Source organism: Streptomyces sp. NPDC006463 (assembly GCF_042870715.1).
Taxonomy (GTDB): Bacteria; Actinomycetota; Actinomycetes; order Streptomycetales; family Streptomycetaceae; genus Streptomyces.
On the sequence record NZ_JBIAHP010000043.1, the window covers coordinates 1 to 22,660 of the forward strand.

Genomic DNA, 22,660 nt, shown 5'->3' on the forward strand with positions numbered 1-22,660 from the left:
CTGGCCATGCGACGACCTGCTCGACCTCGCGTCACCTTACGGGGATCACCCCGACTACCCCGAGACGTAGATCGTTTTACGGGACAACCCTTAGCCGTAGCTACACGAGTACAAGGCCGAGTCGGGGGCCGTCTCGGGCAGGCCGCGGGCGAGCTGCGGCCCCTGAGCCCTGCCCCGCGCGGTCCGGCGAGGCTGAGGCGGAACGTGAAGGGGGCTAGGAGCGCCGATCTCCGGCCGAGCGTGGAAGTGCCGTTCATGATCCGCGAGCCGCACAGAGTCAGTTCGGCTGTCACTCGCCCTCGGCGTCCAGCCGCTGGTTAATGTCACCCGCCCACCGCTGAGCCCAGGCGCGGAGCTCGGCCGTCTCCTCATCAGTGAGGCCGTAAGCGGCGAACTCCTCGTCGTCTGCCCAGTCCGCGCCGACGAGGCGGTCGCGGAGGTCCTCAAGGCGGAACTCGTCGCGACCGTGCCGCTTGCCGAGGCGCTCCAGCTCGCCGGTATCGCGGTGGCGGGAGGCGGCATGGACGTCGATGAGGTCGCGGACGGCGCCGCGGTCAGCCAGTGCGCGGACCTTTGTTCCGATCACGGAGTCGAAGGCTAGGACCGGGCCGTATTCGGTCTGGGCGGGTGACGTCCAGAAGTGCTCCTTGAGGACGTCGACCTCGCAGTCCTCGCCGGTGTCCGGGTCGGAGACCATCAGCCGGGCTGATAGCGGGTCCACGTCGATCACCCGTGCTCGCCAGCCGCGAGAGTTCAACCCGCGCTCGAGAATGGTGACGATCTCCGCCATCGGGGCGGGGTTCTCGGTGGCGACGTCGAGGTCCTGGCTGAGCCGGTCGACGAGGCCGTGGGCTTGGACGGCGTACCCGCCGGTGATCACCAGTGGGTACGGGCTGCCGATGGAAATGACGTCGGCAAGGAGTCTGCGGTGAAGTGCGCTGAGGTTCACGCAGCGGTGCTTGCCTGGTCGGCGAGCTGGGGGAACGCTTCTTCCCAGACCTGCCGGATATGGCGGCTGACCAGGGTGCGCAAGACGGGCCACTGCTCGACCAGGAGGTCCTGGTTCAGGTATGCAGTCAGGTCGTCACGCTGGCCTTCCGCCAGGACGGTGCGGTAGAGACTCATACGCTGGCGGGGCCGGTCAAGATCATAAGAACGCAGACCGGACCACGCGACATGCAGGGGGAGCTCGACGGTGCCGCCCAGGGGGCCGGCCAGCTTGCTCAGCGAGGCGGGCAGGCGGCCGGCGTAGCGTGCGCGCAGTACGTCGGCGGTGGTCGGCGGTGACAGCGGGTGGGGCAGCGGAGCCATAAGAGCAGTATCCCGCGCCGCGCCCGTCGCTGGTAGCGCAGAGGCGCTATTGGGGCGCATTCTCATCACAGTCGAGTGCTGCTTTCTCAGGTCACAAGCTTGCCAGAGGGCGATGGTGTGATCGGCCAGGACTTCGTTGGCCACGCAGCTGGGTCAGCTCACACCTGACCGCCCTGTCCCAGGTGCGGGGCCACGGGGCCTTGGGTAGCGGTGAGTCCCCCAGGGGCATGGCCCGGATACGCCAGAAACCGCGATGATCTTGGTGCTTTGAGCGCCCCCGTCCCCCCACCGGTTCGGCTGACGAGGTCGGGTCAGCTGCCGGCCGTGCCGATTGCGACACTGCTCGAGGTCCCTGCTCGTGGCGTTCGTTGCAGCGCAGCATTCGCACGACTTGGGCAGCACACGGCTACTGCTTGTGCAACGGACGGCGGTGGTCTCTGGTATCGACCCTCGACAGTCCCACCCACTGCGGCGCCAGCTGTCACACTCGCGCAAGCCCGGCCTCCCGGTGCTTCGGGATCCTGCAGTTGGGCCGGCCGCAGACCTCACCGTCGGCTTTCACCGCTGGGCAGAGGCCTTCATGATCCCGGCACACGTCCGCGCCCGGGACGAGCGCCTCCCGGCAGATTCTCGTGCCACTGTTGTAGACGCACCGACCAAGGTCGGCGGCGTACTTAGGAGTGTGGTCCGCACATGGATCCCCATCCCGTTCAACGGACGCGGCGCACCACAGCCTCGGGCTTTTACGAACGGACAGCACAGGGTCCAGAGGTTCCATGCAGACCGGTCCGGAATACCGGTAGAGCTGTTCGGTGAGCTCCTCGTCGCCCTGCTGCCTGGCCAGCTCCGCCAAACCGCGCATCAGACTCGGAGAAGCACGCATGTGCCAATCGGAGTAGTCGTAGCCGTTCACGTACCCCGGCATGGGCACCAGTTCGCGGGCGGCGGCGAGAACCTCAGCGATCACACCGTCCCTTGTCATGACGCTGTTGCAATACGGGGACGGACCGTTCCCGGCACCGCGGCCTCCTCGGAGAGCGCGTGTGGTCTTCGCCGCCTGGCACGTCCTGGTGGCTGTCAGCGGGGCCGCGCACGCCCCGCTCGGGCATCATCCCGGGCAGCGTGTCCAGGCGGCGTGTCGACGCGCCAGGCCGGCACGAACACCGACGTGTCCCGCTCTCGTGGTCCAGCGGCGGCAGTAACCCGCGGCAGCCGCCGCCGTGCCAGTTACGCACCCCCAACGAGGCAACGGGCGTTGGGATAAGGCAGCTCCTCGTCCCGAGACGCAGCGCGGGGCGATGGGCGATCCGACGAAAACACTCCGCGAGGGGGAGCCGCCGCGCCGCCGCCCAGGTGCTTTAAGGCGTCCGGCACGCTCGAAGAGCCCCACCCCTCGCCACACTCACCGCAGTCGTTGATGTCGTCATCCAGGTACTCGGGCCTCTCGGACCTCAGCTCAGGGACCGGCGGGGCCTCTACCGCCCGTTCGTGAACAGGCACAAGGGCCGACCAGCCGGTACGCATCATGTCCGCTTGCCACGTCACCTTGCCGAAGTAACCCGTTTTCCACGCGAAGTGTGGGTAGATCGGGGCACGCGGCCTTCACGTTCCTGGCGCGCTACTCCGCGCCGTACCGACGGCACCGTGCTCTCGGGGCCGGGACGCTCAGGATCCGTGCTGGGGTGGTGCCACCCCAGGCATCTACGAAAGAGCTCGCTACGGGACGTCATCCCCGCGGCGGGAAACGGTGCGAGAACTTCCGCCTGCCCCCTCAGGGTCTGTGCTGGGCGCCTTTCTCGCGGGCGCGAACGCGGTGACCTGTTGTCCGAGGAAGCGCCCAGCTGGTAATGGATCCGGTCCTAGCGCGGGGGCATAGCTCCTGGAATCACGACTTTCCCGAGACGGCCCGGGCAGCGCCGCTTGATCCCTGATCTTGAGTCGCTTTAGTCGCTGATGTGTTCTTTGGTCAGCTTGGTCTGCTGCTCCATGGCCCCTTACGAGTTGAGGCACTGTTCAGAGTCGAGGCCGGAACGTCGGGTGCTGACTCTCTTCGTGAGTCGCTTTGTCTGACCCACTGGCCGTGCTGTGAGCAGAGCGACTGAAGGTGAGCAACCCGGGAAGCTGTTGAGTCGCTGCTTGGGTCGCTGCAAAAGCTGCAGGTCAGGGGGCTAGTCCCATTGGAACAGCGACTGAAGCGACTGAAGTTCAGGTATATGAGGACATTCATGTGTGCGCGTGTGCGTCATATATAGGAGCCTTCAGTCGCTTCAGTCGCTGTGAGGGTCCCTTCAGGGGCTCTGGCCTGCGGTTTTGGCATCAGTGGTCGAAGCGACTGAGGTCGAATCGGTCGCTCAGCCTCGGTGCTCAGTCGCTGCCGAGGCTGCCGGAGGTTTGAGAGCCCGACACACCGGCCGGGTCTTTGCGACACGCTGCGCACGCTGCCGTGTCAGCTTCGCTAGTCTGTGTTCGTTGTTGAGTCGCTTCAGTCGCTGTGAGGGGAAACGAATGCCCGCTGAGCTGCGGTTTTCTCGCAGCGACTCAGGGCAGTTCACCCCTGAGCGTTCAGTCGCTGGCCTCCGGCTAGCCAGGTGGTGTGCCAGTAACGGCTGGCCAGTGCACCCACTTGCTCCCGGCCGGAAGACGCCTGCCTCCAACTGCCGCCAGTGCAACGAACCAGGGCACACCCATGCCAGCTGCCCCTGCCAGGCCGTCGGGCGCTGGTGCCACGGCTTTCACGCGGCAACCCTTGACTACGACCGCATCGAGCAGTGGTGGGGCAACACCCCCACCCTCGGAGTCGGAGTTGCCTGCGGTCCGGCAGGCTTGGTTGTCATCGACATCGACGCCCACCAAAGCGAACACCCCCAGCGGGACAAGGTCCTTCCGGGCATTCCCATCGGTGAACACATCGACCTCGCTGGCCTGACCACCGGCTACCACTCCCTTGCTGTGCTCGCCGCGCTCAGGGGCGAGACCACCCCTGCCGAGGACACCTCCACCCTCCGCGTTCGGACCCCCTCCGGTGGCATGCACGTCTGGTACCGCGCCACCGACGGCCGCCGCTGGCAGTGCTCCACCGGCTCCGGCAAGCGAGCCTTGGCGTGGCAGGTCGACGTCCGCGCCCACGGTGGCTACATCATTGCCCCCGGAACCACTACCACCGCCGGCACCTACACACCTGTCGGCCCCGCCCGCAAGCCTGCCCCGCTCCCGGCATGGCTCGCCCAGGAACTGCAGCGCACCGGACACCTTCCGGCTCCTCACATTCCGGCCCCCAGGCCTGTTCCGCCGCGCGCACGCCAAGCCGTCCTCGCAGCGGGCGGCGGCCGTGACCAGAGCAGTCGGCTGCTGGCCGCACTCCTCGGTGACGTCGCCGCCTGCGCCCACGTCACCGAAGGCGCCGGCTTCACCGAGAAGCTGAACCGCGCCGCGTACACCCTGGGCGGCCTCGTCGCCGCCGGCCACCTGACCGACACCGCAGCCGCATCAGCACTCCAGGAAACGGCCGACACCGCCCGCCCAAGCCAGGCACACCGCTCCGAACAGATCATCCGCAGCGGCATGGCCGCGGGCGCCAAGCGCCCCCTGCACCTCGGAGGCCGCCGGTGACCCCCGCACCCGAAACCGACGGCTTCCTCTTCGACTTCGACCCCGAAGCGATTGCCGCCCAGATCCTTGCCCAGGCACCCCCCACACCCGTCCCCTCCCAGGGAGGCGAACAAGCACACCTCGACCACGCCACCCCTGCGGGACTCCTCCCGGACACCCTCAGCGACCGCGGCAACGCCAAACTGTTCGTGCGCCTGTACTCGGGCGACTACCGCCACGTGCCCGGCCTGGGCTGGTACCGGTGGGACACCACCCGATGGCAGGTCGACGAGGACGACACCGTCGTCTGGGCCGCGGGCGACCTCGCCGAAGCCATCGCTACCACCGACCCGCGCGGCATCCACAGCAACCAGTCACTGCAGAAGCACCGCCGACGAGCCCTGAGCACCTCCGGCATGAACGCCATGCTCACCCAGGCCAAAGCCGCCCCTGGCATGGTCCTGCGCGCCGAACTCCTCGACGCCGACCCCTACGCCCTATGCACCCCGGCGGGCATCGTCGATCTCCACACCGGCCTCATCCGTGCCCCCCAGCCTGACAAGGACTTCCACTCCCGTTCGACGTCCACCGGCCCTAAGTCGCAGCCCACTCCGCGCTGGGACCGGTTCCTCGCCGACACCTTCGGCGCTGACGCCGAAGGCCGGGAGATGATCGACTTCCTGCACCTGATGCTCGGCTATTCCATCACCGGAGACGTCGGCGCCCAGGTCATGCCCTTCCTCTTCGGGTCCGGCAAGAACGGCAAGTCCGTCCTCCTCGACGTCCTGATGAAACTGCTGGGCGACTACGCGGACGCGGCCCCGCCCGGCTTCCTCATGGCCCGAACCTTCGACGGACACCCCACCGAACTCGCCGAGCTCCACGGCCGGCGGGTCATCGTCTGCTCCGAGGTCAAGCCCGGGGACAAATTCGACGAAGCCCGCGTCAAGCTCCTCACCGGCGGCGACCGCATCAAGGCCCGCCGGATGCGGCAGGACTTCTTCTCCTTCGCCCCCACCCACAAACTGTGGCTCATCGGCAACCACCGCCCCGAGGTCGGCACCGGCGGCTTCGCATTCTGGCGCCGTATGAGGCTGGTCCCGTTCGAGAAGGTCGTTTCCGACGAACGGAAGATCGACAACCTCGCCGACATCCTCGTCACCGAGGAAGGCCCTGGCATCCTCGCCTGGCTCATTGACGGAGCCCGTCGCTACCTCGCCGGCGAAAAGGACCTCACCGGCCCCGCACCCGTCCGCATCGCCACCACCGCGTACGCGGAAACCGAAGACCACACCGGCCGCTTCTTCGAAGAATGCTGCACCTTCCACACCGACCACCGCGCAGAACAGGCCCGCCTCTACAGCGTCTACCGCACCTGGTGCCAGAATGAGGGCGCGCCCACCATCTCCTCCCGCGCCTTCGCCGCGCGGGCCCGCGAGCTCGTAGGCCTCGCCTCACCCAAAGAAATGATCTTGTCCAACTCGAAAAAATACTACCCCGGCATCGGACTGCTCGCAGAGGAGGAGAACGCATGAGCTCCCTCATCTCCGACGACGAGATCCACCACGAAATCGACCTCATCTGGCTCGAAGACGTCACCGAACTCGACTACGTCCGCCAGTCCCTCGACCGCCTCCCCACCCGCCGCGGCAAACCCGCCTACCACCGCGACGGCCGCCTCGTCGGCTACGCACAGCTCGGCCCCCAGGCAAAGCCCTCACGCTCCAGCGGCACCTTCCGCCGCCGAGTGTTCTGGCTCCTGCCCCACGACCGCGACACCGTTCCCGACGGCCTCTACGCCACCGGAGCCCCCGCCGAAGCTGTCGACCCCACAACCCTCACGGCCGGCAGCAAGGGTAGGAAGACGGCACGCTCCGAGAGGCCGACGCAAGCCGCAGACGCCTGACCCGTGCAGGCTTGCTTTTCGGCAAGCCTATGTATGGCCTTCGGTCGCTTGAGTAGCTGCCGACGCATGTCGGGGTGACCTGACCTGCACTTTCTTGCAGAGACTGAAGAGCCACCGAAGCCTCACGCCAGCTTTGGTGCAGCCAAGCCTGGTGACAGAGGTCAACTGTGAGGCCGGCGTCACGGAAGATCACGACGAGACCGCCGCTTACCGCGAGGATTGAGAAGTCGCCCACCCGAGCCGATGGTTCACGTGCGCGCCGTTGGTTGCGTTTCTGCTCCCTACGGGACTGGATGCGTCCGCACTGCACTGACACATTCTGAGTCTCGGGTGGTGCCGACCGCGACTAAAAAAGCAACAAGGGCGTGGCCGGGACCGGTGGGTAACTCCGCACCACGGCCTGGCGGCCGCGTTGCTGATGCACCTCCGCACGCAGGAGTCCACGGTGCGGATCGTGGGGCTCCCGTTCTGTGGCTGAGGTCGACACGGGTCACAAGGAGATACGCCTGCAGTCCGACACATCCACCAAAATCCGTGAATCTGGCCGACAACGGCTCGTGCCGCCAGTGGGATCATAAGAAGGTCCCACGCGCGGGGGACAGTTCTGAGGGGGCTACATGGGCATCGTGGGGGATAGCCTTCAGCGGGCAGAGCAAGCTCATTTCACCCGGCCCATCCCGAAGAGTGCGGGCGCGCAGATGCGGTACCTGGTCAAGCAGGAGAAGAGCACGAAGGCCGTCGCGGAGCTCCTGGGTATCAGCCGGCGCACCGTTGAGCGGTATGTGAAAGACGAGATCAAACGGCCCCGGCCGGAGCTGGCGAGCCGGACAGAGACCGAGGTGCGGAGCCGGTGGCAGCCCCTGGTGCGCAAGCGGGTCGCGCAGGCTGCCGCGAAACGCACCGGCCTGGTGATCGAGACCCGGGCCCGGTTCGGTTTCACTGCCGCGCCAGGCAGCACGGACGACGGGCGGATGCGGCGGATCACCCAGCATCTGGCACCGGAGCTCGCGGGGCGCCTGCTGGGCGCGCAGCAGGCCGGAGCCACCGAGGCCGAGCTCCAGGCCCTGGCTGCTGAAGGTCTGCAGGAGGCCTACTTCAAGGACGGAGGCCGCCGGGCGGGGGATCTGCTGGTCGAGTTCACGGACATCGACTACATCGACATCGCCTACTGAGGCCGAGGCCCGAGATCGCCTCGCTCGGCCCCGGGTGAGCCGAAGCACGACAGTTGTCACCAAGGCAGGCGTGTTGGCACGAGAGGCGCTGAATGGGGCGCGCCGGGTGCTTGAGCTGGAGGGTGAGCGTCATGGTTGGCGAGATGCGGGATTCGTGTGCGCGTAAGCAAGTAGCGCGAGTGAGTGTTTCACCGTGAGGGGAGACGTCGACGCACTACCGCGAGGGTTCCTGTGGCGAAGGCCAGTAGCAGGAGCGCGAGGCCTGTGAAGATCACGGGATTCACCCAGCCCGGGGCCAGCTCAGTTCCCACACCGTCTGACGTGACGCACTGCGCACTGACCGGCAACGTCCATCGCGTCACCACATGATCGCCCGATACGCCCTTCGATGCGCACATCTGATCCGGGTCCAGGATGTAGAACCCCGACATCACACCCCACGAGTACGCGCCGTACGCCGCCGCGCCGGCCAGGACCGCTACCAGAGCGCAGGTGGCGACGCTGGGCAGGTGGCCGACCAGAACCGGTTGCTGCTTACAGACCCGCCGGACGAGCGCGACGGCAGCGCCCAGGCCCATACAGGGCGCCAGGAACGGCCCGAAGACCAGGGCGAAAAACAGAAGATCATCCATGTCTGCCCAGACATCACCTGGACAGGACCGGTTCCACCGATTCGCCTGAACCGAACTGCCTGAGCGCTCTACGTGGCGACCGCCGCCAACTGGACTGCTCAAGTCACACGAGGCTGACTATCCGGGCCAGCGACCAGTAGAGCGTCGCAGCTGGTGACACCCACCGTGCTTCGCGCGCTGCTGGTGACAGGTAGCGCGCCGATCTGGTGACAACCACTGTGCTTCGCTCGACCGAAGCCGCAGGTCAGCGGGCGCCGATGGTGACAACTCTCGCGCTTCGGCACACCCGTGTGCCGAAGCGCGAGAGTTGACACCAAGGCCGACGTGTTGTCACTCGGGGACGTCTGCTGGCGTTTGCAGGGGGTTGGGCCGGGGCCCGCCAGCGCAGGCCAGGACTTCTGTCGCTGAGGAGTTCAGGCAGATCGTGAACACGGACGACATGTCCACAGAGTCAATGCAACCGGTACGGAGAAGCTCTTCCCCAGCCTGCCGGAGGATGTCGACAGTGGCGGCAAGGCCCTCGACTGTGTGGCCGCGCCGAGCAGCTGTGCGGATTCGAATCCCGAACACACCCGCGTGCCGGTTGGCAGGGACCAGACCGTCCCAGACGACGAACGCACCCCCGGCAATCAAGGCGTCACGGGCAGGTCCGCATGCCGGGGTCTGTTCGCGAAGCATGGCGATGAGGTCCTCGCGAGTCACGCTTTGACCCGGTGACAGGAAGGCCGCCAATCGGCTGTGGGTGACAAGTACCGTGCCTCTCTGGTGACAGTCAGGCTGCTTCGCCCCGGATCTTGCGCAGCCTATTCGGTGCCGTCAGTGACAACTACCGAGCTTTGACACACCGGGTGAGGCGAAGCACGATAGTTGACGACCGCGCACCGGTATAGGAGCCGACGGGCTGCTGCGCCTGGTCCGCACCGCTGCTCTGCCGGAGGCCTCGGCTATGGCCGGGAGCGCCGAGTGGTTCATGGACTACCGCAACGCCGGCGGCTCGCTGGGCGTGATGTGCGGCAACGGCATCCGCGTCCTGGCCCGCTACCTCACCGCGCCGTGGAGGCGCAGGCAGCCCGGAGCCGCCAGAGTCGGCTCCGGGCTGCTGTGCCTCCGCTCAGTCTTCCGCAGGGCTGGATCCGCGGGGCGGCTTCCGGAGGGCCTCGGGGGCCTGGAGGGCTCGGGAGAGGCGCCACCGGGCGGGGCGACCGTGCCCTGACCTCAGCGGTCGTTGTAGATCCATCCGGTGTACGTGCAGTCGCTACCGGGGGTGAGGATGTTGTCCTCGCACACGGAGAGCATGATGCGGCTGCCGCGCCCCTTGTGGGCGTTGACTGTTGAGTGCTCGTAGAAATCCTTGTAGCAGACACCCCAGTTGGGTGCGTTGTGCGCGTTGACGCATGTTCCTGAGCGGAAGTAGCCCCAGCTGCCGTCGCTGGACCGTATCTCGTTCGTCCAGGCGACGTAGGTGTTGACGCTGTTCCAGGTGCTGTCCTGGACGTAGATGTCGTCTGTGGATTTGCTGAAGCAGCCCACGGCCAGGGTGTTCGAGCTCCACGAGTCCTCGTACCGCCAGCACTCGGCATCCGACGCCACGGAGTCGGCGGCGATGGCGGTCGAGTCCTGCCTGCCGTCGGCTGCGGACGCGGGAGCTGACGTGGCCGTTGCGGTGAGTGCCGCGGACACGGCAGCGAGGATGACGGTGACTCGGCGTTTCATGGCGTCTCCAGGAGGCGAATGGCGGATTACCCGCAGGACCGTGAGTGGTGCCTGGTGCTAACAGGCACCACGAAGACTGCTCACCGCGGCAGGCCGGAGCAACGGAAACGGGCTGTCCCGGACAGGCGCGGGTCGTCCCGGCTGGTCATCGTCTTGTCCGGTTCCCGTCCCGGACAGCGGGGCATGACGGGACCCGCCGTTGGCCCCCTCTGCCAGAGCCACAGCAGGATGGCGTTCATGGGGGTCCTCAGAGAGTTGTCGCCGTACGAAGCCTGGGCATGATGAGTACGAAGTCCGGCCGACCCTGAGTACGCGGGCGCAGGCGAACCGGCGCCGCTGGGGCAGGCTCGACGTACGGCTGTGCGCAGGCCTCTATGAAGGCTGGCTCGCCTACTACACCCCCGTCGCCGGCAGGATCGGCCTCTACCCGATGCGCGCGCCCGTCCATGTCAAGGACTTCGTCTCCCCCGTGGCCGTTCACCGCATGACCGCCAAGGCCTCCGTATTCGCCCCGGCCCGCCGGACCCTCGTCCAGGAGTACAGCAGCACCATCACCGCGATGGACGAACTCCTCCAGCTTCCGGCCGCTGACGGGCAGGCCAGCGCCGAAAGCATGCAGCAGCTCCTGGCCCACCACGCCGAGACCACCAGGCTCGAAGACGCCATCGCCGCCCTGCAGGCCTGAGCAGTGCAGCGACATGCGGAACGACGATGGCTCGCTGCTCGACTCCGGCCGAGACTGCCGCCGTTGCGAGGAGCGGCAGGCCGACCGCCGCCGCGTGCGGAAGGCCCGAGGTGGCCCGAAGCCGAGGAAGGCACCGCGGCCGGTCCGTACGGTTCGGCGGGAGGGCGCGATCCGATGGGTCTCGGTGTCGTCCTCGCGCCCTGGTCGTCGAGCGTGCCTGGGGGCTCCCGGCCGCCGGTGCGAGTCTGCGGAGGGAACGCAGGCGGGCCGAATCGGTGACGGGTTCCGTCGTCCGAATGGCCAAAGGCTGAATCTCGCAGAACTGGCGAGAATTCGCTCTTCAGGTCGCCTGAAGCGCGTAGTTGATCAAGCTCAGAGTTTCCTCAAATGGGGTTCCCTGCAACGTAACGGATGAGTACATTCACCTTGATCGAAGGCGCGGGTCCTGACCAGTCCCACGTCGAGCAATTGATGAATCGGGGAATTTTAAAAATGAAGAACATTACTTCGCGCGTACTGTCGGTAGTCCTTGCCGGGACTGTCGTCATAGCGGGTGGTGTCGGCGTTGCACACGCCGACACCGGTCCGCGTCCTGTGGTGCAGTCTGCTCAGGTGAACCCGCTCGAAGAAGCCCGCTCCATGTGCATCATGTCCAAGAGTAAGCGGGACTGTGAGTACCTGATGACTCACACCAAGATGAACGACATGGTGAGGGAGTGCCTGGTCAAGGGTGCCATCGGCGGGGCAGGTGCCTTGATCATCGGACGCTTCGTGAGCAAGGACGTAGCGAAGGACATAGCCGCAAAGACCGTTGTCGCAGGGGCCACTGGCTGCCTCTCGGCTCTCGCCTAAGGCAGGACAGCCATGGCCAAGATTGCATTCACTCTCGTCTGGGGTGTCGTGCTCGTCATGACCAACCGGGTACTCCAGGACGCCACCTGGGCACAATACCTGGCAACATTTATCCTGGGTGGAATTTATGCTCTGGCGCTCGCCAAGGTAAGAATCCTCCGTGGAGGAAATAATTCCGAGGAGCCGAAGTGACTGTTTTTCTTGGTCGCCCTTACGGGTATTGCTTATAAGTAATCGATGGGCTAATCCTCGGCTGTGATCCCGTCGCCGTCGGCCTTTTAGCTGACAGTGCGGCTCTCGCAAGTCAACGGCCGAGGATTCACATCGTCAGCAAGCCAAAGCCCCCCGTCAGAAAACGGCGGATCGTCGCAATACGTGATCGTTTCTGTTAGGCGGCGAGTAGTTTATGCAGGCGCTCGGCTGGGGTTTCCCAGCCGAGCGTTTTGCGTGGGCGAACGTTGAGTTCGGCGACGGCAGCCGCTCATGCCGCCCCGGCGGCGGGGGAGCGTGCGGTTGTGCCGGAGATCGTGCCGACCGGGGCCACCCGACACGAACGGCGGGTGACGCCGGCCGGGGCGCTGGACATCGACCACATGGTCCCGCTGGCCGAGGCCTGGCATTCGAAGTAGGCGGTGTTGCGCCGGTTGCATCATTGCGCCTGGCCCGGAAAGGGCCCTGGCCTGGTCGGGGAGGGCGGGCGTGTCACTCGTTTGGGAGCAGCCCGGCCTTCCGGTTGTGTACGTATCTCCGTACCGACCACAACAACGAATCCGATCACGGCAAGTGTCGGCTGCCACCGGAACGTCAGTTGTTCCGTCACCGGGAGTTCCAGCGGCTCCTTTTGGGCTTCCTATCAGTGGGGGCGGCGGTTGTCGTCTGGTCGGCCCGCCTCGGCCAGGACGAGGCCGCGGCTGTTCATCACTACGCCTTCGCTGTCGTGGTCGCCGGTCTCGCGAAAGATGGTGGCGGCCCGGGTGAGGGTGTCGATGGCCTCGTCGAGCCGGCCCGCCCCGGCCAGGGCGAGGCCGCGGCTGTTCAGCGCCTCGCCTTCGCTGTGGCGGTCGCCGGTCTCGCGGTAGACGGCGGCGGCCCGGTTCTGGGTGTCGATGGCTTCGTCGAGCCGGCCCACCTCGACCAGGGTTATGCCGAGGTTGCCCAGCGCCATGGCTTCGCCGTGGCGGTCGCCGAGCTCGCGGAAGATGGCCAGGGCCTGGGTGAGGGTATCGATGGCCTCGTCGAACCGGCGCACCTCGGCCAGGGCTATGCCGAGGTTGCCCAGCACCATGGCTTCGCTGTGGCGGTCGCCGGTCTCGCGGTACGCGGTGGCGGCCTGGGTGTGGGTGTCGATGGCTTCGTCGAGCCGGTCCACCTCGGCCAGGGCTATGCCGAGGTTGCCCAGCGCCATGGCTTCGCCGTGGCGGTCGCCGAGCTCGCGGAAGATGGCCAGGGCCTGGGTGTGGGCGTCGATGGCCTTGTCGAGCCGGCCCGTCTCGGCCAGGGCGTTGCCGAGGTTGCCCAGCGCCATGGCTTCGCCGTGGCGGTCGCCGAGCTCGCGGAAGATATCCAGGGTCTGGTCGTGGGCGTCGATGGCCTCGTCGAGCCGGCCCACCTCGGCCAGGGCGGCGCCCAGGTTGGTCAGCGCTTGGCCTTTGCTGTGGCGGTCGCCGAGCTCCCGGTAGGCGGTGGCGGCCTGGGTGAGGGTGTCGATGGCTTCGTCGAGCCGGCCCACCTCGACCAGGGTTATGCCGAGGTTGCCCAGCGCCATGGCTTCGCTGTGGCGGTCGCCGAGCTCGCGGTAGACGGCCAGGGCCTGGGTATGGGCGTCGATGGCCTCGTCGAACCGGCGCACCTCTACCAAGGCGTTGCCGAGGTTGCCCACAGCCCCGCTTTCGCCGTGGCGGTCGCCGAGGTCGTGGAGGATCGTGGCGGCCTGGGTGAGGGCGTCGACGGCCTCGTCGAACCGGCGTACCTCCCGCAAGGCGTTGCCGAGATTGGTCAGTGCCCCGCTTTCGCCGTGGCGGTCGCCGAGGTCGTGGAGGATCGTGGCGGCCTGGGTGAGAGCATCGACGGCCTCGTCGAATCGCCCCACCTCCCTCAAGGCGTTGCCGAAATTGGTCAGCGTTTGGCCTTCGCCGTGGCGGTCGCCGTGTGCACGGTAGACGGCCAGGGCCTGGGCGTGGGCGTCGATGGCCTCGTCGAACCGGCGCATCTCGGCCAGGGTTATGCCGAGGTTGCCCAGCGCCGTGCCTTCCCCGTAGCGGTCGCCGAGGTCGCGGAGGATCGTGGCGGCCTGGGTGAGGGCGTCGACGGCCTCGTCGAAGCGGCGCACCTCGGCCAACACGTTGCCGAGGTTGCCCAGTGCCGTGCCTTCGCCGTGGCGGTCGCCGAGGTCGCGGTAGACGGTGGCGGCCCGGGTGTGGGCGTCTATGGCCTCGTCGAACCGGCGCACCTCGGCCAGGGCGAGGCCGAGTCTGTCCAGCGTCAGGGCTTCGCCGTCCCGGACACCAAGCTCGCGGAAGACGGCCAGGGCCTGGGTGTGGGCATCGATGGCCTCGTCGAACCGGCGCACCTCCCGCAGGGCGCTGCCGAGGTTGTTCAGCGCGCCGGCTTCGCCGTACGGGACGCCAAGCTCGCGGAAGACAGCCAGAGCAGTGGTGGTGACGGCGATCCAGTCGTCGAAGGCGCGGCGGTAGTCGAGGTACCGGGCGAGGGCGAGGGCGAGCACGATACTGGTCCTCGGGTGGCCGAGGGCGGTGGCGGTGAGGTTGTCGTGTTCGGCGTCCAGCCAGGCCAGGGCCGCGGCGCGGTCGGGGAAGCGGGGCGAGGGGGTGCCAGGCCGGGTCTCCAAGTGGGTGTCGGCGGCTTCAGCATGGGTTTCGTAGTGGGTGAAGAGGCGGGTGCGGGCGGTCTCGCGCTGGTCGGTATCGGCGTAGGTGCGTGTGTGCTGGTCGGCGTAGAGGCGGACCAGGTCGTGCAGCCGCCAGCGGCCCCAGGTAGGTCCGGGTTCGATCAGGTGGGCGCGGACCAAGTCCTGCAGCAGCTCCTCGACCTCCGCGGGGTCGGTGCCAGCCAGGTGGGCGGCGGCTTCGGTGGACAGGTCCGGTCCGGGGTTGAGCGGTAGCAGCCGGAACAGCCGGGCGTGGTCGGGGTCGAGGTGCTGGTAGGAAAGGTCGAAGGCGGCGCGTACGGCGCGGTCCTCGCGGCGCAGCCGCTCCAGCCGGGAGTGCTCCGCCTCCAGCGCGTGGGCCAGGGACGTCAGCGGGCGGGCGGGGGTGTCGGCGAGCAGAGCAGCCGCGATCCGCAGCGCCAGCGGCAGCCCCGCGCACAGCCGGGCGACAGCTGCGGCTGCTTCCGGCGCGTCCTCGACGCGGCTGTCGCCGGCGCCGCGGGCCTGGTGCAGGGCCCGGCGCAGCAGCTCGATGGAGGCGGGCTCGTCGAGGATGTCCAGGTCGTGCAGGCGGGCGTCGACGTCGAGGGTATGGCGGGAGGTGAGCAGGGCGGCGGTGGTGCCGTCGGTGGGCAGCAGCGGGCGGGCCTGCTCGGCGCTGGAGGCGTTGTCGATGACGACCAGAATCCGCCGGTTCTGTTCGGCGAAGGCGGCCAGCACGCTGCGGTACAGGCGGGTACGGTCCTGCAGGCTGGCGGGGATGTGCTCGCCGGGCATGCCCAGGGCGCGCAGCAGCCCGTCCAGGGCGTGCTCGGGGGACAGGCGGCGTTCCGTGTCGTAGCCGAACAGGTCGGTGAACAGCACCCCGCCGGGGAACCAGCCCGGTTCCTTCAGTGCGCGGGCGGCGGTCTGCACGACCAGTTCGGTCTTGCCGACCCCGGCCAGCCCCGCCACCGCCGCCAGAACTGCCCGCTGTCGCTCCCCGCCGTCGGGCGCCAGGCCCTGGAACAGTTCGTCCACGTCGGTGTCGCGACCGGTGAAGGTGGGGGAAGGAGCGGGCAGGCCGGACAGGGCGGGGGTGACCTCGGGTGGCAGCTGCACGGTGATGTCCCGGCCCTGGATCACCGCATGGAAAAACACGCCGCCGCTGATCGTGCTCGACACCGACCCGCCCGACCCACCGGATGTGCCGCTCATGTCACTTGCCTGTCTTGAACGGGGTTGGCTGGCCCCGGGGGAACAGGCAGAAGTGGCCCCATCTCTCGAACGGGCGGACGGCCGATCGCCCCGGCCCCTGACGGCCTCTTCTCGCTGGCTGCGCTTGTGAGTGGACCCCCTAGGGACCCGGCGCTCGAACACCTGGCTGAGCCACTTCTCACCGTTTTGGTGGGGCCGGAACTACCGGCGGAGACACTCACCCCTGCTCCGGCGGGGTACCGGTGCCGGGGGTGGACGGCGGCGGGGGCGGGTTGGAGAAGGAGATGTTGGGGTCCCGGCTCTGGATCACCGGTGCGTGGAAGGTGCCGCCGCTGATCTCGTTGTCCACATTGCCGTCGCCGGTGCGTACCAACGTCACCTGCTCATGCCACCACCGCTGCAGGCCGGCAGAGAAGTCCGGGTCCGCGGCGGCCCGCGCTGCCAGCGTGTCACTCAAGGCCTGCGCACGCGTGGGATCGTCCGGCGCCTGTTCCAGCCTGGCCAGCTCCGCCTCCCCGGAACCGACCACCGGAGCCTCAGGGGATTCGCCCTGGCCGTGCCGGAATGGGCGCCGCACCAGCGCGCTCAGCCCCGCCCACGCCTGCTTGCCGACCTCACCGCCAGCGCCCCCCGCCAACGCGACCAGCACCGCTACCGATATCGGATCCATCCCTCATCACCCTTCGCACCCGCAGATTCCCCCAGAAGCATGTGCGCGCGGCGTGGAGCCTCGGTTACACCGCGGGCCAACCGGCCACTTTCCTAGGCGCCGCCGTACGAGCCGCCCGGCACGGAGAACCCGCCTCCCCTCTAGCACGCCACATAACGGAGCAATGCGCATCACCACCGCACCAGCGCCACCCACCGACTGGATGCGCGTCCGTCGCCTCTACGCCGTCCTCATCGACGACCACGGCATCGACCGGTGAACCGCCGTCCCGGCCCCGCCGCCACCGCTCCCGCTCCGGGGACGAGGCTCTGATCCGGCGCCTGCACAACGCGGGCATGTCCAACTGGGACCTCGCCACCCTCCTCGGCATCCACGAGGACGACATCGACCTCGACCAGCTGCCCAACCAGCCACTGCACGTCACCCTCAAACTCGCCAGGCGCCTGGGCCTCCACCCCGCCGACCTCGCCCCGTCCGCCGAAGACATCTACGCCCACCCCCGCTACACCGACGCCCAGAACCCCCCGGACGTCCCCGGCACCGACCGGGACGCCGTCGCGGTCCTCAACGCCCTCCCCCACGCCAGCCGCCCACTCACCGTCGGCTTCCTCGCCGAGACCCTCGGCTGGGACACAGACCGCGCCATCGACGCCCTCGAGACACGCATGGGCCCATCCCGAGCTCGGCGGACCGTACGCCCTCCGCCGGGCCGCCCCAGCCCACTTCACCCTCGGCCCGCGCCTGGACGTCCTCACCGACCGGCAGATGAACCGGCTCCACCACGTCGACCACACCCACCCATGGCGCCGCCCCGAGGACCCCGACCGCCGGCCACTCCAGCGAGACGTCCTCAGCGAGGGCGACGCCCGCCTGCTCTACGAGGCGTGCTGCGACGGCGAGGTCCTCCACACGAACGATCCACGGTCGCCGGACTCCTCGACGCCGCCGGTGACGAGGAGTCCGGCGTCGCCGACGACGTCCAGTACGGCCTCCGCCTCACCAGCCCCGATACCCCGGCCCACCTACTGACACCCGTCATGTCGCCCCCCATTGACAACCTGATGTCATCCGACAGCGAGTTACTGGCCAACTGGAAATCAACGTGGCCAAGTACGGATCGAAGTCTCAACAGGTGACACCCCCGAGCGCCGACTTCCCTATAGAAATCGAACAGGTTTACGATCCAGGTGTGACCACCACCGCGCCCGCGTTCCCCGACGACCTCCTTCAACTGCAGGAGCTCCTCCACCGCGCCCACGCCGAGCACCGCGCCTACCTGGCCGAACTGCCCTGGAGCGTGGAGCCCATGGCCGGATGGGCGCGCGGTGAGCGGTTCTCCCACCGCGGCGATGTCCCCGACAGCCCCGGCTGGAGCGACGAGCAGAAGGAGACGGTCGACCGGATGCGGGCGGAGCTCCGGGATCTGTCGATCGCCGTCGTCGACCACCCCCACTGGGCGACCGTTCCGCGTGAAAGCCTGGTGGACGCCCGGATGCAGCTCAAGAAACAGACCCGCCCGGTGGAACCCGATGACGTGACCGAGGCGGCGTAGCCCGTCATGCCCGCACCCCTCCTGCCCCTGCCGCCGGCCCTGGACCAGCTCCTGGTGATACGCCGCTGGCTGGAGCTCACCCTCGCCCGCGTCGACGAGAAGATCAGCGCCGTCCGCGCCGCAGACGAGGAGCGGGCCCGCCGCCGCCCGCCGCCGGAGCCTCCCCGCTGGTGGATCGAGTACGGCATCGGCGTCTCCCGCAGGCCCGACCGCGTCCATACCGGCGCCTGCAAAATCACCAGCCGCGGCCGGGCCGCCACCCGCGAGATGGTCCTGGAGGTGCTGCGCACCGTGCCGTCGGTGATCGCGTGCCCGCTGTGCCGCCCCGACAGCGAGCTGGGACTGCTCGACAGCTGAACGGGGCTCGGGCCTGAAGTTCCCGGACCGTCCGGCAGGGATGCGATCACCACCCTGGCGCAGTGAGCTGGAAGAGGGGCTGAGCAAGCGGAGGCGGTGGTGGTCGTGGCACGACCCGTCTGGGCCGGAAGTCTGACGTTCGGGCTGGTCAGCCTGCCCGTGGGCCTCTACACGGCTACGGAAAGCCACACGATCCACTTCCATCAGCTCCAGCGCGGCACCTCCGACCGGATCCGCAACCGGCGGGTGAACGAACGCACCGGCAAGGAGGTCGAGCTGGACGACATCGTCAAGGGCTTCGACACCGGTGACGAGTACGTGCTGGTGGAGCCGAAGGAGCTGGACGACATCGCGCCGGGCCGCTCCCGCTCACTGGAGATCGCCGGGTTCGTAGACCTCACCGAGGTGGACCGGGCCCTCCTGGACAAGATCTACTACCTGGGCCCGCGGGGCGCCGAGCACGGCAAGGTCTACAGCCTCCTCGAACAGGCCCTGGAGAAATCAGGCAAAGCGGGGATCGCCACGTTCGTGATGCGCCAACGCCAGTACCTGGTGGCTGTGACGGCCGAGAACGGCCTCCTCACCTGCCACACCCTGCACTGGGCGGACGAGATCAGGGACCCGAAGAAGGAGATCGGCGACCTCCCCGGCAAGGTGAACGCCTCCGCCAAGGAACTGAAGATGGCCGAGCAGCTCATCGACGCCCTGAGCATGGAGTGGAACCCCGAGGAGTTCCACGACACCTTCCAGGAGAAGGTCGCCGCGCTCATCGAGGCGAAGAAGGCCGGCGAGAGCGTCGAGAAGGCCGAGCCCCCGGCCAAGGCCACCGGCGCCGTCGACCTCATGGAGGCCCTGCGCGCCAGCGTCGAGCGAGCACGCAGCCCCAAGGACACGGGCGAGAAAGCCACCACCGCAGCAAGTCCGCAGAGGAAGAAGGCCGCGCCCGCGAAGAAGCGCGTCCCGTCCAAGGGTGAGTCGCTTCAGTCGCTGACCAAGGCCGAGCTCTACAAGAAGGCCGCAGCCGCGCACGTTCCCGGCCGTTCCACCATGACCCACGACCAGCTCGTAGACGCCCTCACAGCTAAGGCAAGCAGTCGGTCCTGACGTCAGAGGCGGCCCGGCAACGCATGTGGGGGCTATTCCGACGGCGCCGGGACCGTGTTGGGCGACCTCCGCGCGTTAGCCGAGATCGCCCCGCCCGGCGTGAGGGCGTGCACGGGCTGCGACGCCGAGGCCGTCCTGGGCTCGGCGCTCTCGCCCTCGGCCAGCACTACGGGTAGCCGCGATTCTGTGTATCCCTGGGGTGACACACAGGACAACCCCAGCGTTGTTCCGAGCATGAACGACATGCTGGACGTGCTCCTCGACGGCAACCGAGCCGCGCCTGAAACTGATCAGCGAAGGCGAGGCGAGGGCGCTGATGGTCCTCCTCGGGTTGCTCGACGATGACAGGCAACCCGAGGACGTCCGTCACGCCGCCGGCGAGATGCGCTTCCGCATCGGATCCCGCCTGGCGCTGCCCACATAGGGAGGCATGCCGGACGACTCTGACGTCGCCGAACTGATCTGTTCGACTGGCGCGACGGTAGGCCGGAGACCTGGGCCGAGTGCCCTCCGTAGGTCAGCTCGCCCGCTCGAATGCGAGGTTTGCGTTCGGGCAGTCGGCGGCGTACCGCAGCAGCGCCTCGCGCTCGGCCTGGTCGACGGCGAGGCCCCAGCGGTGCTTCGTGGCCACCCACTCGCCGATGTACCGGCAGTGCACTGCGGGGGCGGGCATCCAGGTCGACGGATCCTGGTCACTCTTCTGGCGGTTGGAGCGGGCAGTGACGCCGACGAGGGTGACGTCCGAGCCGAGGTCGTTGGCGTACCGGCGGCGGCGCTCCGTCGTCCAGCCGTAGCCACCGGAGTCGTGGACTTCAGCGAGCGGGACCATGTGGTCGATGTCGACCCCTGCCGGACCCTGGACAAGGACGTCGTCGTAGTACGAGTGCCAGACACCCCCAGTGAGCGTGCAGTTCACGCCGACCGTCGGTGCCTCGATCGCCTCCGCGATCAGTACGTCCGACCTCGCCGAGCAACCGTTCTTGTCGTCGTCTTTCCAGTGTGGGTAGAGCTCGCGCTTGTAGCCGTCGCGGATCTCCTCGGCGATCGGCAGGGAAGTGATGGCCTCCGTGAGGGTGTACTCGTCGGCGTGGGCGGGGGTGGCCGGGGCCAGGACAGCGAAGGCCAGGGCGGTGGCGGCGAGGCCGCGACGAAGGTTCGTGATCACCGCCCGGTGATAGCGCGTCCGTCAGCCCCGACTCGACTTCGCAGGACGACATCTCACTCCGGTGGGGGAGCGGATTCACCGGAAAACCGATCATGCAGCTGCGCGACTCGGCGGTCGTTCCGGCTGCGTGCAGCAACCGGCTGACGTGTGTTGTTCGACTGCTGCAGAGCTCGCGCAGCAGGCGCGTTATCGTGGAGTCTTCTTATCTGCGGTTTCGTGATCTGGCAGGAGTACCCGCGTGCCCGAGGGCCCCATCGCCCACAGCGAGCTCGCTGCCCTGACCCGGCGCTTCGAAGAGGTCGCGGAGAAGCACGACCGCGAGTTCGGGATCATCAAGTCCGACCTCACTGCGGTACGCCTCCAGATCGGCAACCTCGACCAGAAGGTCGAAGCCCTCGACAAGAAGATCGACCGCAACCAGGCCCAGATCATCGAGTTGCTCAGCCAGCTTGTGGTCAGCGCCCCGACGCCGGCTGATCCCTTCCGATCCCGGTACCCGGTCCGTACACGGCGACGGCCCGACCAGACACTGGTCGGGCCGTCGCCGTGTACGGGGTCAGTTTCCGGCGAGCAGGCGTTCCTGTCGGGCTCGGACCAGGGCGGCGCCGGGCACGGTGTCGGCCGGAGCGCGGGCGAGGGCGGTCTTGCCGGAGCCGACACGTCCGCCGATGAGGAGGATCTGCAGCGAGGGGTGCTGGTTCACATTCACGTGAGCGGTGCTTCAATCCAGGGCCGGGTTGATGTCACGCTGCGGAGCGGAGCGTCTCCCGTGTGCTGCTGCGGGGGCGAGGCCCGCTTGAGGACGCGCCTGCCCGGAGTTCCGAAGGCGCGATCAGCCCGTTCGGCGTTGATGCTTTCGGGCTGTGCTGGGCGATCGATCCGATTCCTGCGCTGTACTCACATGATCCGTGCTGGGCGCCCGTCAACGGCTTCGGAGCCTTTGGAGCGCCCGAGGTGTCGCCGCTGCCGGTGGCGGTGGAGCCAGCACATCGGACGGTACCTCCGAGTGGACCAACCTTGGGATCATCGGAGGATGGGAGTTCACCCACGGCCCGGGGCTGGCCGCTTACGCGGGCAACCTGTGGATCTTCCTGCGCGGTCTGGATGGCAATCTGTACGTGGCGAGAGCCAGTGGAGCGGGGCCCACACGATCAGCGGGCAGGCGGCCAAGCCGATGGACGAACCGGCCGCGGCATCGCACAACAACAAGCTGTACATGATGTACCGCCGCCAGTGACGGTCCGCTCGGTCAGGGGCGCCGGGCTCCGATGGTCGGCCAGGTCCCTTACCATCCGGCCCGGCCCCTAACGGGCCCGTGTCTCCGCCGCGGCCCGTTCCTGCTCCGCCACCACCCCGGCCTACGCCGCGGGCTAGCGGGCCCCGGGAGTCTGCTGTGCCCGGGCATCGGCGGCAGACGGCCTCGGCCTGCTGCTCGCTGGCGCGCTTTGCTCGCGGCGGGCTGGCAGGCTACCTCGGCTTGGGACAGGCGGCCCCTGATGTTCTTGAGCGCACTGCCTGCAGGGTCACCCTGTACCCGGGGGCATCCGCCTCCGACTGTCCCCCTGGTCGAGCCGTCGTGAAGTGCGGCGTTACGCCGCCCGCGAGGCGGGTGCCGGGGCTGGAGCCCGCCTCGCGGGCGCCTCGTGTCGCCGGTCAGTGAAACTGAGCAGTCGTCATGCTTCTGACCTGGAGTTGTGCAGTTTGGCTGAGCGGGTTGCCGACTGGCTGGCTCACTGAATCTGCGCAGTGTCTTGGCGCGTCATCCGTCTGACCTGCGGTGTTTTGCGGTCTGGGCGTGGTTGCTCAGCTTGATTGAGCACTGCGCAGTTTCAGTGATCGTCGACACCGATCAGCGTTGCAGTCGCTGCG

21 protein-coding genes are annotated in these 22,660 nt (G+C 68.0%); 11 read left to right on the forward strand and 10 right to left on the reverse strand.

Going from position 1 to position 22,660, the window contains the following annotated elements; translation table 11 throughout:
- Positions 1-289 precede the first annotated feature (289 nt).
- From ACFYOB_RS39430 to ACFYOB_RS39440, 3 genes are all read right to left on the reverse strand, one after another.
- Positions 290-949, reverse strand: a complete 660-nt coding sequence (locus tag ACFYOB_RS39430) for a nucleotidyl transferase AbiEii/AbiGii toxin family protein (RefSeq protein ID WP_388569315.1) — start codon at positions 947-949, stop codon at positions 290-292.
- On the reverse strand, positions 946-1,311 hold the full coding sequence (locus tag ACFYOB_RS39435) for a hypothetical protein (RefSeq protein WP_388569317.1): 366 nt from the start codon (positions 1,309-1,311) through the stop codon (positions 946-948). The genes ACFYOB_RS39430 and ACFYOB_RS39435 overlap by 4 nt, the downstream gene beginning before the upstream one ends.
- Positions 1,312-1,792: 481 nt before the next feature.
- A complete protein-coding gene (locus ACFYOB_RS39440) occupies positions 1,793-2,293 on the reverse strand; it encodes a hypothetical protein (RefSeq protein WP_388569319.1) in 501 nt (166 codons plus the stop codon).
- A 1,523-nt stretch (positions 2,294-3,816) separates the two neighbouring features.
- Here ACFYOB_RS39440 and ACFYOB_RS39445 point away from each other — a divergent pair.
- From ACFYOB_RS39445 to tpg, 4 genes are all read left to right on the forward strand, one after another.
- A complete protein-coding gene (locus tag ACFYOB_RS39445; RefSeq protein WP_388569321.1) occupies positions 3,817-4,920 on the forward strand; it encodes a bifunctional DNA primase/polymerase in 1,104 nt (367 codons plus the stop codon).
- A complete protein-coding gene (locus ACFYOB_RS39450; RefSeq protein ID WP_388569323.1) occupies positions 4,917-6,434 on the forward strand; it encodes a phage/plasmid primase, P4 family in 1,518 nt (505 codons plus the stop codon). Before ACFYOB_RS39445 ends, ACFYOB_RS39450 begins: the two co-directional genes overlap by 4 nt.
- The gene (locus ACFYOB_RS39455; protein WP_388569326.1) at positions 6,431-6,805 is read left to right on the forward strand and encodes a DUF6009 family protein; all 375 of its coding nucleotides are present in this window, start codon (positions 6,431-6,433) and stop codon (positions 6,803-6,805) included. The genes ACFYOB_RS39450 and ACFYOB_RS39455 overlap by 4 nt, the downstream gene beginning before the upstream one ends.
- 617 nt (positions 6,806-7,422) lie before the next feature.
- Entirely contained in the window at positions 7,423-7,977 is a 555-nt protein-coding gene (gene tpg, locus ACFYOB_RS39460) for a telomere-protecting terminal protein Tpg (protein WP_388569328.1), read from the forward strand.
- 188 nt (positions 7,978-8,165) lie between these two features.
- Here tpg and ACFYOB_RS39465 read toward each other — a convergent pair whose 3' ends face one another.
- The gene (locus tag ACFYOB_RS39465; RefSeq protein ID WP_388569331.1) at positions 8,166-8,609 is read right to left on the reverse strand and encodes a hypothetical protein; all 444 of its coding nucleotides are present in this window, start codon (positions 8,607-8,609) and stop codon (positions 8,166-8,168) included.
- Between the two features lie 946 nt (positions 8,610-9,555).
- Here ACFYOB_RS39465 and ACFYOB_RS39470 point away from each other — a divergent pair.
- Positions 9,556-9,822, forward strand: coding sequence for a hypothetical protein (locus ACFYOB_RS39470; protein WP_388569334.1), 267 nt, complete (start codon positions 9,556-9,558; stop codon positions 9,820-9,822).
- A 2-nt stretch (positions 9,823-9,824) separates the two neighbouring features.
- Here ACFYOB_RS39470 and ACFYOB_RS39475 read toward each other — a convergent pair whose 3' ends face one another.
- Positions 9,825-10,322 carry a hypothetical protein gene (locus ACFYOB_RS39475; protein WP_388569337.1) on the reverse strand — a complete coding sequence of 166 codons (498 nt, stop codon included), beginning with the start codon at positions 10,320-10,322 and terminating at the stop codon, positions 9,825-9,827.
- A 430-nt stretch (positions 10,323-10,752) separates the two neighbouring features.
- On the opposite strand from ACFYOB_RS39475, the gene ACFYOB_RS39480 reads away from it, so the two are divergent.
- The 3 genes from ACFYOB_RS39480 (at position 10,753) to ACFYOB_RS39490 (ending at position 12,051) form a co-directional block, all read left to right on the forward strand.
- Positions 10,753-11,007 carry a hypothetical protein gene (locus ACFYOB_RS39480; protein ID WP_388569340.1) on the forward strand — a complete coding sequence of 85 codons (255 nt, stop codon included), beginning with the start codon at positions 10,753-10,755 and terminating at the stop codon, positions 11,005-11,007.
- A 411-nt stretch (positions 11,008-11,418) separates the two neighbouring features.
- Positions 11,419-11,859: a hypothetical protein gene (locus ACFYOB_RS39485; RefSeq protein ID WP_388569343.1), complete on the forward strand. Its 441-nt coding sequence runs from the start codon at positions 11,419-11,421 to the stop codon at positions 11,857-11,859.
- A gap of 12 nt (positions 11,860-11,871) precedes the next feature.
- On the forward strand, positions 11,872-12,051 hold the full coding sequence (locus tag ACFYOB_RS39490; RefSeq protein WP_388569346.1) for a hypothetical protein: 180 nt from the start codon (positions 11,872-11,874) through the stop codon (positions 12,049-12,051).
- Positions 12,052-12,712: 661 nt separating this feature from the next.
- Here the strand turns inward: ACFYOB_RS39490 and ACFYOB_RS39495 are convergent.
- From ACFYOB_RS39495 to ACFYOB_RS39505, 3 genes are all read right to left on the reverse strand, one after another.
- Entirely contained in the window at positions 12,713-15,943 is a 3,231-nt protein-coding gene (locus ACFYOB_RS39495; protein ID WP_388569348.1) for a tetratricopeptide repeat protein, read from the reverse strand.
- Positions 15,944-16,160: 217 nt separating this feature from the next.
- Positions 16,161-16,613, reverse strand: coding sequence for a hypothetical protein (locus tag ACFYOB_RS39500; RefSeq protein WP_388569351.1), 453 nt, complete (start codon positions 16,611-16,613; stop codon positions 16,161-16,163).
- Between the two features lie 875 nt (positions 16,614-17,488).
- The gene (locus ACFYOB_RS39505; RefSeq protein WP_388569354.1) at positions 17,489-17,635 is read right to left on the reverse strand and encodes a hypothetical protein; all 147 of its coding nucleotides are present in this window, start codon (positions 17,633-17,635) and stop codon (positions 17,489-17,491) included.
- 167 nt (positions 17,636-17,802) lie between these two features.
- Between ACFYOB_RS39505 and ACFYOB_RS39510 the strand changes: the two genes are divergently transcribed.
- The 3 genes from ACFYOB_RS39510 to ACFYOB_RS39520 all read left to right on the forward strand — a co-directional run bounded on the left by ACFYOB_RS39510 (position 17,803) and on the right by ACFYOB_RS39520 (position 19,626).
- Positions 17,803-18,165 (forward strand): hypothetical protein, encoded by a 363-nt coding sequence (locus ACFYOB_RS39510; protein WP_388569356.1) that lies wholly within the window; start codon positions 17,803-17,805, stop codon positions 18,163-18,165.
- 6 nt (positions 18,166-18,171) lie between these two features.
- Positions 18,172-18,522, forward strand: coding sequence for a DUF6233 domain-containing protein (locus ACFYOB_RS39515; protein WP_388569358.1), 351 nt, complete (start codon positions 18,172-18,174; stop codon positions 18,520-18,522).
- Between the two features lie 105 nt (positions 18,523-18,627).
- Positions 18,628-19,626, forward strand: a complete 999-nt coding sequence (locus ACFYOB_RS39520) for a Ku protein (protein ID WP_388569361.1) — start codon at positions 18,628-18,630, stop codon at positions 19,624-19,626.
- 517 nt (positions 19,627-20,143) lie between these two features.
- On the opposite strand, the gene ACFYOB_RS39525 is transcribed toward ACFYOB_RS39520, so the two are convergent.
- Together ACFYOB_RS39525 and ACFYOB_RS39530 are read right to left on the reverse strand one after the other, a co-directional pair.
- Complete coding sequence (locus tag ACFYOB_RS39525; protein ID WP_388569364.1) at positions 20,144-20,791, reverse strand: HNH endonuclease family protein; 648 nt, start codon at positions 20,789-20,791, stop codon at positions 20,144-20,146.
- Positions 20,792-21,347: 556 nt separating this feature from the next.
- Positions 21,348-21,500, reverse strand: coding sequence for a hypothetical protein (locus tag ACFYOB_RS39530; RefSeq protein WP_388569367.1), 153 nt, complete (start codon positions 21,498-21,500; stop codon positions 21,348-21,350).
- Between the last annotated feature and the right edge of the window lie 1,160 nt (positions 21,501-22,660).